12 protein-coding genes are annotated in these 13,067 nt (G+C 72.5%); 5 read left to right on the forward strand and 7 right to left on the reverse strand.

The window, feature by feature from the left end; genetic code table 11:
• Positions 1–125 precede the first annotated feature (125 nt).
• From ABZY13_RS03655 to ABZY13_RS03665, 3 genes are all read left to right on the forward strand, one after another.
• Complete coding sequence (locus ABZY13_RS03655) at positions 126–1,925, forward strand: DEAD/DEAH box helicase (protein WP_356627223.1); 1,800 nt, start codon at positions 126–128, stop codon at positions 1,923–1,925.
• Positions 1,926–2,412: 487 nt separating this feature from the next.
• Entirely contained in the window at positions 2,413–3,054 is a 642-nt protein-coding gene (locus ABZY13_RS03660) for a helix-turn-helix domain-containing protein (RefSeq protein ID WP_356627224.1), read from the forward strand.
• A 119-nt stretch (positions 3,055–3,173) separates the two neighbouring features.
• Positions 3,174–3,977, forward strand: a complete 804-nt coding sequence (locus ABZY13_RS03665; RefSeq protein WP_356627225.1) for a S16 family serine protease — start codon at positions 3,174–3,176, stop codon at positions 3,975–3,977.
• A gap of 18 nt (positions 3,978–3,995) precedes the next feature.
• On the opposite strand, the gene ABZY13_RS03670 is transcribed toward ABZY13_RS03665, so the two are convergent.
• The 5 genes from ABZY13_RS03670 to ABZY13_RS03690 are packed head-to-tail and all read right to left on the reverse strand — an operon-like array spanning position 3,996 to position 8,202.
• Positions 3,996–4,958 carry a glycine betaine ABC transporter substrate-binding protein gene (locus ABZY13_RS03670; protein WP_356627226.1) on the reverse strand — a complete coding sequence of 321 codons (963 nt, stop codon included), beginning with the start codon at positions 4,956–4,958 and terminating at the stop codon, positions 3,996–3,998.
• On the reverse strand, positions 4,955–5,809 hold the full coding sequence (locus ABZY13_RS03675; protein ID WP_356627227.1) for an ABC transporter permease: 855 nt from the start codon (positions 5,807–5,809) through the stop codon (positions 4,955–4,957). Before ABZY13_RS03675 ends, ABZY13_RS03670 begins: the two co-directional genes overlap by 4 nt.
• Positions 5,806–7,056 carry a betaine/proline/choline family ABC transporter ATP-binding protein gene (locus tag ABZY13_RS03680; RefSeq protein ID WP_356627228.1) on the reverse strand — a complete coding sequence of 417 codons (1,251 nt, stop codon included), beginning with the start codon at positions 7,054–7,056 and terminating at the stop codon, positions 5,806–5,808. The genes ABZY13_RS03675 and ABZY13_RS03680 overlap by 4 nt, the downstream gene beginning before the upstream one ends.
• Positions 7,049–7,696, reverse strand: coding sequence for an ABC transporter permease (locus tag ABZY13_RS03685; RefSeq protein WP_356627229.1), 648 nt, complete (start codon positions 7,694–7,696; stop codon positions 7,049–7,051). The genes ABZY13_RS03680 and ABZY13_RS03685 overlap by 8 nt, the downstream gene beginning before the upstream one ends.
• A 5-nt stretch (positions 7,697–7,701) precedes the next feature.
• Positions 7,702–8,202, reverse strand: coding sequence for an Lrp/AsnC family transcriptional regulator (locus ABZY13_RS03690; protein WP_356627361.1), 501 nt, complete (start codon positions 8,200–8,202; stop codon positions 7,702–7,704).
• A 123-nt stretch (positions 8,203–8,325) separates the two neighbouring features.
• Here ABZY13_RS03690 and hppD point away from each other — a divergent pair, with 123 nt between their 5' ends.
• Positions 8,326–9,471: a 4-hydroxyphenylpyruvate dioxygenase gene (gene hppD / locus ABZY13_RS03695; RefSeq protein WP_356627230.1), complete on the forward strand. Its 1,146-nt coding sequence runs from the start codon at positions 8,326–8,328 to the stop codon at positions 9,469–9,471.
• Positions 9,472–9,481: 10 nt separating this feature from the next.
• Here hppD and ABZY13_RS03700 read toward each other — a convergent pair whose 3' ends face one another.
• Positions 9,482–10,921, reverse strand: coding sequence for a tetratricopeptide repeat protein (locus ABZY13_RS03700; protein ID WP_356627231.1), 1,440 nt, complete (start codon positions 10,919–10,921; stop codon positions 9,482–9,484).
• Positions 10,922–11,019: 98 nt separating this feature from the next.
• Here ABZY13_RS03700 and ABZY13_RS03705 point away from each other — a divergent pair, with 98 nt between their 5' ends.
• Positions 11,020–12,420 (forward strand): FAD-linked oxidase C-terminal domain-containing protein, encoded by a 1,401-nt coding sequence (locus ABZY13_RS03705; protein WP_356627232.1) that lies wholly within the window; start codon positions 11,020–11,022, stop codon positions 12,418–12,420.
• Positions 12,421–12,500: 80 nt separating this feature from the next.
• On the opposite strand, the gene ABZY13_RS03710 is transcribed toward ABZY13_RS03705, so the two are convergent.
• A complete protein-coding gene (locus ABZY13_RS03710; RefSeq protein WP_356627233.1) occupies positions 12,501–12,911 on the reverse strand; it encodes an SsgA family sporulation/cell division regulator in 411 nt (136 codons plus the stop codon).
• Positions 12,912–13,067 lie beyond the last annotated feature (156 nt).

Here is a 13,067-nt window from a genome sequence, read left to right on the forward strand (position 1 = left end):
GGCGGCTGTGACGTGGGTCCCACCCGGGAGCGACGTGGGGGCGTTGCGGCGTTCGGGGGAAGGGCCGCCGGTAGGGTGGCCCGGTTGTCATACGCAGCCGAGCAGTCGACCCCTCCACGGAGACCGTGACTACCACCGCCGCTTCCTCGACGTCCTCCCATCACCTGTCACCCGCGTTTCCCGGCCGGGCGCCCTGGGGTACCGCCAGCAAGCTGCGCGCCTGGCAGCAGGGGGCGATGGAGAAGTACATCCAGGAGCAGCCGCGCGACTTCCTCGCCGTCGCCACGCCCGGCGCCGGAAAGACGACCTTCGCGCTGACCCTGGCGTCGTGGCTGCTGCACCACCACGTCGTGCAGCAGGTGACCGTCGTCGCGCCGACCGAGCATCTGAAGAAGCAGTGGGCCGAGGCCGCGGCGCGGATAGGGATCAGGCTCGACCCCGAGTACAGCGCGGGCCCGCTCGGCAAGGAGTACCACGGCGTCGCCGTCACCTACGCCGGCGTCGGCGTACGCCCCATGCTGCACCGCAACCGCGTCGAGCAGCGCAAGACCCTGGTGATCCTGGACGAGATCCACCACGCCGGCGACTCCAAGTCCTGGGGCGAGGCCTGCCTGGAGGCATTCGAGCCGGCCACCCGGCGGCTCGCGCTGACCGGTACGCCGTTCCGCTCCGACACCAACCCCATCCCCTTCGTCACCTACGAGGAGGGGAACGACGGCATCCGCAGATCGTCCGCCGACTACACCTACGGCTACGGCTCCGCCCTCGCGGACGGCGTCGTACGGCCCGTCATCTTCCTCTCCTACAGCGGCAACATGCGCTGGCGCACCAAGGCCGGCGACGAGATCGAGGCCCGCCTCGGCGAGCCGATGACCAAGGACGCGGTCAGCCAGGCCTGGCGCACCGCCCTGGACCCGCGCGGCGACTGGATGCCCGCCGTGCTGCGCGCCGCCGACCAGCGCCTGACCGAGGTCAGGAAGGCCATCCCGGACGCCGGCGCCCTCGTCATCGCCTCCGACCAGGACTCCGCCCGCGCCTACGCCAAGCTCATCCGCGACATCACCGGCCACAAGGCCACCCTCGTGCTGTCCGACGACGCCGGCGCCTCCGACCGCATCGACGAGTTCAGCCACGGCACCGACCGCTGGATGGTCGCCGTCCGCATGGTGTCCGAGGGCGTCGACGTGCCCCGCCTCGCGGTCGGGGTGTACGCGACGACGATCTCCACGCCGCTGTTCTTCGCGCAGGCCGTCGGCCGTTTCGTACGGTCCCGGCGGCGCGGCGAGACCGCCTCCGTGTTCCTGCCGACCGTCCCCGACCTGCTCTCCTTCGCCAACGAGATGGAGCGCGAGCGGGACCACGTCCTGGACAAGCCGAAGAAGGACGGCGAGGAGGACCCGTACGCCGAGGAGGACAAGCTCCTCGCCGAGGCCGAGAAGCAGCAGGACGAGGACACCGGCGAGCAGGACATGCTGCCCTTCGAGGCGCTGGAGTCCGACGCCGTCTTCGACCGGGTGATGTACAACGGCGCCGAGTTCGGGATGCAGGCGCACCCCGGCAGCGAGGAGGAGCAGGACTACCTCGGCATCCCCGGCCTGCTGGAGCCCGAGCAGGTCCAGCTGCTGCTGCAGAAGCGGCAGGCCCGGCAGATCGCGCACAGCAGGAAGAAACCCGACGCCGAGGCCGACCTGCTCGAACTGCCCGCCGAGCGGCGGCCGGTCGTCTCCCACAAGGAGATGATGGAGCTGCGCCGGCAGCTGAACACGATGGTCGGCGCGTACGTCCACCAGAGCGGCAAGCCGCACGGGGTGATCCACACCGAACTGCGCCGCGTGTGCGGCGGGCCGCCGGCCGCGGAGGCCACCGCGGGGCAGCTGAGGCAGCGCATCGCCAAGGTGCAGGAGTGGGCCACGCGGATGCGGTGACCCCCGCCCCGTCGGCCCCGTCGGCCCCGTCGGCCCCGTCGGCCCCGTCGGCCCCGTCGGCCCCGCCCCTTCCCGACTCGCGGTGCGCGCACGGTCGCGTCCCCGCGGCGCGGACAAGGCTCCTGCCGTCCCGGCTCGCGGGCGCGGGGGCGCGTCCCGTGGCGCGTGCAAGGCCCGCCCGTAGTGCCCGCTCGGGCTACCACTCCGGCGTGCGCCCGTCGCATATCAGGTCAAACCACAGCGCTCCTTCTTCGCCACTGCCCGGATTCTGGACGGAGCCTTCCGCTGAGCGAACCGCCTTCGCTAATGTCCCGCTACGCACACGCCCCGTGGCAGCGCCGCCGCGGAGCGCAGCCGTGAAGCGACTGGGCCCGGACACGCCGGGCCGTCAGCCGATCGGCGGCCTCTGAAGCGCGTCGCTGACGGGACTCGGCGACGTATCCGCCACGAAGGGGCTGCCGACCTCACCACCAAAGGAGTGGGCGTCGTGACCGCGGAGACCTCTCAGACGCTCGACCGGGGACTGCGGGTCCTCAAGCTGCTGGCCGACACCGACCACGGGCTGACCGTCACCGAGCTTTCCACCAAGCTGGGCGTCAACCGGACGGTGGTCTACCGGCTCCTCGCCACGCTGGAGCAGCACGCGCTCGTACGCCGCGACCTCGGCGGGCGGGCCCGGGTCGGGCTGGGCGTGCTCGGGCTCGGCCGGCAGGTGCATCCGCTGGTACGGGAGGCCGCGCTGCCGGCGCTGCGGTCGCTGGCCGAGGACATCGGGGCCACGGCGCACCTGACGCTGGTGGACGGGTCGGACGCGCTGGCGGTCGCCGTCGTGGAACCGACGTGGACGGACTACCACGTCGCCTACCGGGCGGGCTTCCGGCACCCGCTGGACCGGGGGGCGGCGGGCAAGGCGATCCTGGCGGCCCGGCAGCGCCCGTCGGGCGACCCCGGTTACACGCTGACCCAGGGCGAGCTGGAGGCCGGGGCCTGCGGCGCCGCCGCGCCGCTGGTCGGGGTGAGCGGCGTCGAGGGCAGCGTGGGCGTGGTGATGCTGGCCGACGCGGTGCCGGAGCGGGTGGGACCGCGGGTGGTGGACGCGGCCCGCGAGGTCGCCGACGCCCTGCGCTGACCGCTTTCGCCGCCGGGAGTCTGTCGAGCCCCGGTCCTCACCAGGTCGCCGCCCCCCTGTGCCGAGCGCCCCGCCGGGACCCCGTCGGGCCGCGGTCGTCGCCGCGTTAGATTGACCCCGTGTCCTCACGCCTCTCGCGCCTCACCCGTCCCCGGGCCGCCCTCGCCGTCTGTGCGCTGCCCGTCGCCGCCCTGCTCGCCACGGCGGTGTTCGCGCCGCTGCCGTTCTCGGTGGCGCAGCCGGGCATGACGGCGGACGTGCTCGGCGAGAACCGCGGCGACCCGGTGATCACGATCTCCGGCGCGCCGACCCGGAAGACCGGCGGCGAGCTGCGGATGACGACGATCGAGGCGACCAACCCCGACACCGACATCTCCCTGGCCCAGGTGTTCGACGCGTGGTGGCGGTCGGACCAGGCGGTCATGCCGCGCGACTCGGTCTATCCGAGCGGCGACAGCACCGAGGAGATCGAGCGGCACAACGCGGCCCAGATGAAGCAGTCGCAGAACGAGGCGACCGAGGCGGCACTGTCCCACCTCGGCCTGGACGACCGGGACGTGAAGGTCGGCCTGGAACTCGCCGACGTCGGCGGGCCGAGCGCCGGTCTGCTCTTCTCCCTCGGCATCGTCGCGAAGCTCGACGGCGACGGCAGGGGCGGCGACCTCACGGGCGGCCGGGTCGTCGCCGGAACCGGCACGATCACCGCGGACGGGAAGGTCGGCGCGGTCGGCGGCGTGGCCCTGAAGACGCAGGCCGCCCGCCGCGACGGCGCGACGGTCTTCCTGGTGCCGAGGGCGGAGTGCGCCGACGCCGAGGCGGAGCTCCCCGAGGGCCTGCGCCTGATCCCGGTGACCACCCTGGAGGGGGCGGTGGACTCGCTGGTGGCCCTGGAGACCGGCAAGGGCGAGGTTCCCAGCTGTTGAGGGCGTTCGGCACAGGTCTCATCCCTCCTTGACGAACCCCTCCTCCACCAGCCAGTCCAGGGCCACCTGGTGGGGGTCCTCGCCCTCGACGTCGACCTTCGCGTTCAGGGTCCGGGCGATCGTGTTGTTCAGCTTCTTCGTGATGGGGGCGAGGATCTCCGCGATCTCCGGGTGCTCCTCCAGGGTCTTCGTGTGGACCATCGGCGCCGCGTTGTAGTTGGGGAAGAACTTCTTGTCGTCCTCCATCACCACGAGGTCCATCGACTTGATGCGGCCGTCGGTCGTGAAGACCTCGCCGAAGGTGCAACCGCCCTTCGCCGCCTGCGTGTAGATGATTCCGGTGTCCATCTGCGTGACGTTCCTCGCCGGGATGTCCATGCCGTACTTCTCGGCCATGCCGGGCAGGCCGTCCGCCCGGTTGGCGAACTGGTTCTCCACGCACAGCGTCACCGCGCCCGGGTCCTTCTTCGCCAGCGCCGCCACGTCCGACAGGGTCCTGGTGCCGTACTTCTCGAAGTTCTTCCGGTTCATCGCCAGGGCGTAGGTGTTGTTCAGGGGCGACGGCTCCAGCCATGTCACGCCGTTCTCGCGGTCCGCGTCCCGGACCGCCTCCCACTGTGCGCGCGGGTCGGGCAGCGGTTCGGTGTTGCCGAGGTAGTTGATCCACCCGGTGCCCGTGTACTCGTAGTCGGCGTCCGCCTCCCCGCTGCGCACCGCCTCGCGCGAGCCGATCGAGCCCTGGATGCCGGTGCGGTCCAGGACGTTCGCGCCGGCCGCCTCGAAGGCGATCCCCATGATCGCGCCCAGGATCAGCTGCTCGCTGAACTCCTTCGAGGTGACCGTCAGATCGACGCCCTTGAGCGGCTCACCCCGTCCGATCGACCCGGGGGAGACGTCGTCGACCATCGGCGAGCCGCTGGTCAGTCCGCAGCCGGACGCCAGCACCAGCGCCCCGGCCAGGAGCACGCACCCGCGTCTCATGTCCCCGCCTCCAGGCCCCGCGGCCGCAGCCCCAGCTCCGCCAGCGACGCCAGCCAGTCCACCAGCAGCGCCAGGACGACCGTGAGGATCGAGCCCAGCACGAGCACCGGCATCCGCTGGTTGGTGATGCCGGTCGTGATCAGGACGCCGAGACCGCCGCCCCCGCCGAACGTGGCCAGCGTGGCCGTGCCGACGTTCAGGACCAGCGCCGTACGGATGCCCGCCAGGATCAGCGGGACCGCCAGCGGCAGCTCGACCCTGGTCAGCACACCCAGCGGGGACATGCCGATGCCGCGCGCGGCCTCCAGCAGCGTCGGGTCGTTCGCCCTGAGACCGGCCATCGTGTTCGACAGCACCGGCAGGACGGCGTACGCGACGATCCCGATCAGGGCCGCCTTCTTGCCCGTGCCGAGCCAGATCACCAGCAGGGCCAGCAGACCGATCGCCGGGGTCGCCTGACCCGTGTTGGCGATCGCCATGGCCACCGGCGTCGCCCTGCGGAAGGCGCGGCGGGTCAGCAGGACGCCCAGCGGGATCGCGATGATCAGCACGAAGAAGGTGGAGATCGCCGTCAGCTCGATGTGCTGCCACAGCGCCTTGGACACCTGCCCGCCCGACAGGGCGTTCTCGGAGATCGCGTCCAGGTCCGCCTGCCGGAACCACAGCCAGGTCGCCAGCAGCACCGCGATCAGCACGACGGGCAGGAACGTCAGCTTCTGCCAGGTGATCCGCCGGGCCGGTCCCGGGCGCGCGGGAGCGTTCCGCTCCTCGTCCGCGGAGTCGTCGTCCCCGAGGACGTCCGTCTCCGGTTCGTCCTCGGGCCGGGGCGGCTGCCGGAAAGCGGTGCTCACGCCTTCGCCTCCCCGTCACCGACGCCCTCCTGCGCGAAGTGCGTCTGCTGGGCTCTGGCCTCCTGCAACTCGTGCTGGGCCTCCATGGCCTCCAGCCGGTCGGCCTCCAGCATCTCGTGCACGGAGTTGATCAGCGTCTCCATGTCGACGACGCCGGTGTACTCGCCCCGGCGCCCGGTCACCGCCACCCGGCCCGCGTTGTCGGTGAGCACCGCCTCCAGCGCGTCCCGCAGCGTGGCGTCCCGGGTCACCGTGTCCTGGACGAGCGTCCCGGCGCGCGCCAGCGACCCCCTCGCGCGCATCAGGTCGCCGCGCCGGAGCCACTTGTAGGGGCGTCCGCGCCGGTCGAGCAGCAGGATCTCGTTGCTGCCGCCGGACCGCAGCCTGTTGAAGATCTCCTGGAGCGGGTCGTCGACGGTCACCGTCGGATAGTCGGTGATCTTCACGTCCCGCACGCGGGTGAGGTTGAGCCTCTTCAGGGCCGCGCCCGCGCCGACGAAACCGGAGACGAAGTCGTCGGCCGGGTTGGTGAGGATCGCCTCGGGCGTGTCGAACTGCGCGATGTGGGAGCGCTCGCGCAGCACCGCGATCCGGTCGCCCAGCTTGATCGCCTCGTCGAAGTCGTGGGTGACGAACACGATCGTCTTGTGCAGCTCGCGCTGGAGCCGGATCAGCTCGTCCTGGAGGTGGTCCCGGGTGATCGGGTCCACGGCCCCGAACGGCTCGTCCATCAGCAGCACCGGCGGATCCGCGGCCAGTGCCCGGGCCACGCCCACCCGCTGCTGCTGCCCGCCGGACAGCTGGCGCGGGTAACGGCCCTGGAACTCGCCGGGGTCCAGCCCGACCAGGTCGAGCATCTCCTCCACCCGGCCGGCGATCCGCGTCTTCGACCAGCCGATCATGCCGGGGACCAGGGCGATGTTCTGGGCGACGGTCATGTGCGGGAACAGGCCGGACGACTGGATGGCGTACCCGATCTTGCGGCGCAGCTTCACCGGGTCCATGTGGGTGACGTCCTCGCCGCCGATGCGGATCCGGCCGCCGCTCGGCTCGATCAGCCGGTTGATCATCTTCAGCGTGGTCGACTTGCCGCAGCCGGACGGCCCGACCAGGATCACCGTCTCGCCCGCCTTGATCTCCATGGTGACGCTGTCCACGGAGGGCTGCGGGTTGCCGGGGTAGCGCTTGGTGAGGTTCTCCAGCTCGATGGCGGCGCCGGACGTGCTGGTGTCGGACCGGTCAGGCACGGATCCCCCTGGGAATGGTCAACCGCCCGATCAGGACGTACGCGGCGTCGAACAGCAGGGCCAGGACGATGATCCCGAGCGTGCCCGCGAGTACCTGGTTGAGCGCGTTCTGGCTGCCCAGGGAGGCGATCCCGCGGAAGATGAGGTTGCCGAGGCCGGGCCCGGAGGCGTAGGCGGCGATGGCCGCGATGCCCATCAGCATCTGTGTCGAGACCCGGATGCCGGTGAGGATCGGCGGCCAGGCCAGCGGCAGCTCCACCCGCAGCAGCCGGGCCGTGCGGGACATGCCGATGCCCCGCGCGGCGTCCACCAGGGAGGGGTCGACCCCGCGCAGGCCGACGATCGCGTTGCGCACGATCGGCAGCAGTCCGTACAGCGTCAGCGCGATCACCGTCGGCGGCACGCCGAGGCCCACGACCGGGATCAGCAGCCCGATCATCGCCAGCGACGGGATGGTCAGCACGGTCGACGTCGCGGTCGTGGCGAGGTTCCCGGCCCACTCGCTGCGGTAGGCGGCCACGCCGATCGCCACCCCGAGCAGGGTGGCGGCCACCATGCACTGGAAGACAGCGCTGGCGTGCTGGAAGGCGTCCGTGAACAGCTGCTGGTGACGGCTGCCCAGGTACTCCCAGAAGTTCACCCGCCTCACTCCTCGCTGCCGGGTCGCTCCCGCCGGTCCGCGTCCTCGGCCGCCTGCTCCACCAGCGGGATGATCCGCAGCGGAACGGGGTTCTCCAGCACGATCGTCGTGGCGGCCCGGACGATGCCATCAAAACCGAGGACCAGGTCGATCACACGCTGGAGATCGGCGTTCGAGCGGGCCACCAGCCGGCACAGCATGTCCCCGCTGCCGGTGGTGGTGTGCAGCTCCAGCACCTCCGGAACGGTCGCCAAGTGCGCCCGTACGTCGGCTCCTTGGCCCTGCCGGATCTGCAGGGTCGCGAACGCGGTGACCGGGTATCCGAGCGCCGCCGGATCGACCTGCGGACCGAATCCGCGGATGACTCCGTTCGACTGAAGCCGGTCCAGCCGCGCCTGCACCGTGCCCCGCGCCACCCCCAGCCGCCGGGACATCTCCAGCACCCCGATCCGCGGCTCCTCGGCGAGCAGCACGATGATCCGCCCGTCCAGCCGGTCGATCCCCACAGCGGCCTCCTCGATGGTCATCCTGTACAGAAAGTCCGGCGCTCTCGCCGTTTTGCTGTGCATATTGTTCAGTAAAAACGCGAACTATTGCGCATCTTGACGGATCGGAGAGACTCTGCGGCTATGACGCAGACCACACACCACGCTCCCGACACCGCCCGGCAGGCCGATCCCTTCCCGGTCAAGGGCATGGACGCGGTCGTCTTCGCCGTGGGCAACGCCAAGCAGGCGGCGCACTACTACTCCACCGCCTTCGGCATGCAGCGGGTCGCCTACTCCGGACCGGAGACGGGCAGCCGCGAGACCGCCTCGTACGTCCTGGAGAACGGCTCCGCCCGGTTCGTCTTCACCTCGGTCATCAAGCCCGCCACCGCCTGGGGCCACTTCCTCGCCCAGCACGTGGCCGAGCACGGCGACGGCGTCATCGACCTCGCCCTGGAGGTTCCCGACGCGCGCGCCGCGTTCGCTCACGCCGTCGAGCAGGGCGCCCGCCCGATCGCCGAGCCGTACGAGCTGAAGGACGAGCACGGCACCGTCGTCCTCGCCTCGATCGCCACCTACGGCGAGACCCGCCACACCCTGGTCGAGCGCTCCGGCTACGACGGCCCCTACCTTCCCGGCTACGTCGCCGCCGACCCGATCGTGCCGCCGCCCGCGCACCGCACCTTCCAGGCCATCGACCACTGCGTCGGCAACGTCGAACTCGGCCGGATGGACGAGTGGGTCGGCTTCTACAACCGGGTCATGGGCTTCACGAACATGAAGGAGTTCGTGGGCGACGACATCGCCACCGAGTACAGCGCCCTGATGTCGAAGGTGGTCGCCGACGGCACGCTCAAGGTCAAGTTCCCGATCAACGAGCCCGCCATCGCCAAGAAGAAGTCCCAGATCGACGAGTACCTGGAGTTCTACGGCGGCGCCGGCGTCCAGCACATCGCGCTCAACTCCGGCGACATCGTCGAGACGGTCCGCACCATGCGCGCGGCCGGCGTCCAGTTCCTGGACACCCCCGACTCGTACTACGACACGCTGGGGGAGTGGGTCGGCGAGACCCGCGTCCCGGTCGAGACGCTGCGCGAGCTGAAGATCCTCGCCGACCGCGACGAGGACGGCTATCTGCTGCAGATCTTCACCAAGCCGGTCCAGGACCGCCCGACCGTCTTCTTCGAGATCATCGAGCGGCACGGCTCGATGGGCTTCGGCAAGGGAAACTTCAAGGCCCTGTTCGAGGCGATCGAGCGCGAGCAGGCCAAGCGCGGCAATCTGTGAGCACCACCGTCTAGGCGCGCGCCGGTCCCCGGGCGAACCGGGGCACCGGCCGCACCGGCGGCTCGCCCAGCGCCGCCAGCGCGGCACGGGCCGCCGGTGCGTGCAGCGGCGAGAAGTACGGGTTGGTCCGCAGCGCCTCCGTCAGATGCCTGCGGGCCGCCCCGGACCGGCCCAGCGCCTTCTCGATCATCCCCCGGTGGTACAGGTGCTCCGCGCCGCGCGCCCCGGCCCCGCGCTCGGGGTCCGTCGCCCGCGCCGCGAACCACAGCGCCTCCCGACCGCGGCCCGCCCGGTGCAGCGCCCAGCCCAGCGCGTCCGCCACCTCGACGCCCGGCTGCCGCCGCCACTGCGCGCGCAGCCGCCGCACCGCCGCCGCCGGATCGCCGTGGTCCGCCTCGAACCGGCCCAGCACCAGCCCCTCGTCCGCGCCGCCCTCCGCCGCGGCCCGCACCCCCTCCCGCACCACGTCGTACTGCTCCCGTGCCGCGTGCTCCAGCCCCAGCGACTCGTACAGTTCCCCGAGTTCGAGCGCGTACCGCGGCGCCGGACGCCCCGCCAGCGCCGCCCGGTACGCGCGCACCGCCCGCTTCTCCCGGCCCAGCGCCGCCAGCGCCCGGCCCTGTCCGGCCCGCGCGGCCCGCTGGTCCGGGTCGACGCGGACCGCCTCCGCGAAGTGCCGCAGGGCCGCCTCCGGCTCGCCGCGCTCCCAGGCGAGCTGCCCGGCCCGCTCCAGCAACGCCGCCCGCTCGGCCGGCGTGCGCGCGCCGGCCGCCGCGTCCGACAGCACCGCCGCCGCGTCCTCGTACCGCCCCCGGTCCCGGTGGACGCCGGCCGCCGTGCGGGCCCGCACCGACGCCGCCGGCCGCAGCTCCAGCAGCCGCTCCAGCGCCCGCCCCGCCCCCTCGTGATCGCCGAGCCCCGTGCAGGCGTCGACGAGCAGCGGATACGCCGTCCACCGCGCGCCGTCCACCCGCAGCGCGGCCCGCGCCCAGGCCCGCGCCGCCCGGAAGTCGCGGCGCGCGCCCGCCAGCGCCGCCATGCCCTCCAGGGCCCGCGCGTTGCCCCGCGGCCGGACCTCCAGGGAGGCGCGCAGCGCCCGCTCGGCCTTCGGGTAGTTCCCCGCGTCGAAGGTCCCCCGCCCCTGCTCCACGTACGCCGCCCCCAGCACCGCCCAGGCGCGGGCGTCCCGCGGCTGCCGGCGCAGATGCTCCTCCCGGTCGGCGATCAGCGCCGCGAGGCCGGGCAGCGCGGCCGGCGCGCCCGCCGTGACCGCGGTCATCGCCTGCCCCACCGCGCCCGGCGCGGGCCGGACCCCCTCCGGCGCGTCCGGCGGCAGCAGCGTCACCACGAAGGCGAGACATCCCGCGAGCGAGGCGGCCACCGCCCAGGACGCCCGGCGGGAGAGCCGCCACCGCCGCCCGCCGCCCCGCAGTCTCTCCTCGGAATCCATGCCGCTCACTGTGCGTCACTACGGCGATCGGGTCCCGGCACGCGCGGGCAGCCCCCGGCGGGGTTCACACCGATGGCCGCCGGTGTCACGCTGTGATCATGAGCCGTAACGACGCCGTACCCGGGGAAGCGCACGCCACCCTCACCGACCGGCTGCTCGCGGGACTGCCGGCCGACGCCGTGCTGACCGACCCCGACGTCACCGCCTCCTACGCCCGCGACATGGCGAGCTTCTGCCCGGCCGGCGCCCCCGCCGTGGTCGTGCTGCCCCGCACCGTCGAGCAGGTGCAGCACGTCCTGCGCACCGCGACCGAGCTGCGCGTCCCCGTCGTCCCGCAGGGCGCCCGCACCGGCCTGTCCGGCGGGGCCAACGCCACCGACGGCTGCGTCGTGCTGTCCCTGACCCGGATGAACCGCATCCTGGAGATCAGCCCCGTCGACCGGATCGCCGTGGTCGAACCGGGCGTCGTCAACGCGGACCTGGCCCGCGCGGTCGGCGAGCACGGCCTGTACTACCCTCCCGACCCCTCCAGTTGGGAGACGTGCACCATCGGCGGCAACATCGGGACGGCCTCCGGCGGCCTGTGCTGCGTCAAGTACGGGGTGACGGCCGAGTACGTCCTCGGCCTCGACGTCGTCCTCGCCGACGGCCGGCTGATGTCCACCGGCCGCCGCACCGCCAAGGGCGTCGCCGGATACGACCTCACCCGGCTGTTCGTGGGCTCCGAGGGCTCCCTCGGCGTCGTCGTCCGGGCTGTGCTGGGCCTGCGGCCCAAGCCGCCGCGCCAGCTCGTGCTGGCCGCCGAGTTCGCCTCCGTGCGGGACGCCTGCGACGCCGTGTGCCGGATCATGGCGGACGGACACGTCCCGTCCCTCCTCGAACTGATGGACCGCACGACCGTCCGGGCCGTCAACGACCTCACCCGCATGGGCCTGCCGGAGACGACCGAGGCGCTGCTGCTCGCCGCCTTCGACACCCCCGACCCGGGCGCCGACCTCGCCGCCGTGGGCGCCCTGTGCGAGGCGGCCGGCGCGACGCAGGTGGTGCCCGCCGACGACGAGGCGGAGTCGCAACTCCTGCTCCAGGCACGGCGGTCGTCGCTGCCCGCGCTGGAGGCCGTCAAGGGCACGACGATGATCGACGACGTGTGCGTGCCCCGCTCCCGGCTGGGCGACCTGCTCGAAGGGGTCGAGCGGATCGCCGCGGAACACCGCCTCACCATCGGGGTCTGCGCGCACGCCGGCGACGGCAACACCCATCCGACCGTCTGCTTCGACGCGGCGGACGCCGAGGAGACGCGGCGCGCCCGGCGGTCCTTCGACCAGATCATGGCGCTCGGGCTGGAACTCGGCGGCACCATCACCGGGGAGCACGGGGTGGGGGTGCTGAAGAAGGAGTGGCTGGCGCGCGAACTCGGCCCCGTGGGGCTGGAGATGCAGCGCGCGGTGAAACATGCCTTCGACCCGCTCGGCATCCTCAACCCGGGCAAGCTGTTCTGAGCCACGAGCACGAGCACGAGCACGGGCACGGTCCCGGTCGCGGGCACGGCGCCTGCCACGAACACGCTCACGGCTCCGGCTCACTGCGCGAGCAGCTGGGCCAACCCGTCGTCGATCCCGAGCTGTTCGCCCTCCGTGCCCGGCGGCACCACCCGCAGCGTGCGCTCCAGCCACGCCGACACCTGCGCCGACGGGGCCTCCAGCAGCGCCTCGCCCTCCGGGGAGCTGAGCGCCATCAGCACGACGCTGCGCCCGTCGGACTTCGAGGGCCACACCCGCACGTCCCCGTAGCCGCAGGGCCGGAAGACCCCCTCGACCAGCAGGTCCCGGGCGAACGTCCAGTGCACCGGGTACTCCGAGTTGATGTGGAAGGTGATGTGGACCGCGTACGGGTCGTCGACGCGGTAGCCCAGACGGGCCGGCACGGCGACGCTGTGCTCGGGCGACAGGACGAGCTTCATCTCGAGTTCGCGCTCCACCACGGTGTTCATCTCGTACGTCCTCTCTGTGCCGGTCGGTTCCGGCCGGTTCCGGTCGTCTGTTTCCGAGGCCCCGGTGCGGGCCCGCACGAGGGAGAGGGCGGGAGGCCACGAGCATTACGCGGGTTCGGCGAACTTTTTTCCGGCTTCTTCTCCAGCGTCACGGCG

Source organism: Streptomyces sp. NPDC006610, assembly GCF_040611575.1.
Taxonomy (GTDB): domain Bacteria; phylum Actinomycetota; class Actinomycetes; order Streptomycetales; family Streptomycetaceae; genus Streptomyces.

Bases quoted from the DNA above. Each gene is read 5' to 3' on its own strand.
- ABZY13_RS03670 (WP_356627226.1), bottom strand. From the start codon at position 4,958: ATGAGACGCGGGTGCGTGCTCCTGGCCGGGGCGCTGGTGCTGGCGTCC.
- ABZY13_RS03710 (WP_356627233.1), bottom strand. From the start codon at position 12,911: ATGAACACCGTGGTGGAGCGCGAACTCGAGATGAAGCTCGTCCTGTCG.
- hppD (WP_356627230.1), top strand. From the start codon at position 8,326: ATGACGCAGACCACACACCACGCTCCCGACACCGCCCGGCAGGCCGAT.
- ABZY13_RS03700 (WP_356627231.1), bottom strand. From the start codon at position 10,921: ATGGATTCCGAGGAGAGACTGCGGGGCGGCGGGCGGCGGTGGCGGCTC.
- ABZY13_RS03705 (WP_356627232.1), top strand. From the start codon at position 11,020: ATGAGCCGTAACGACGCCGTACCCGGGGAAGCGCACGCCACCCTCACC.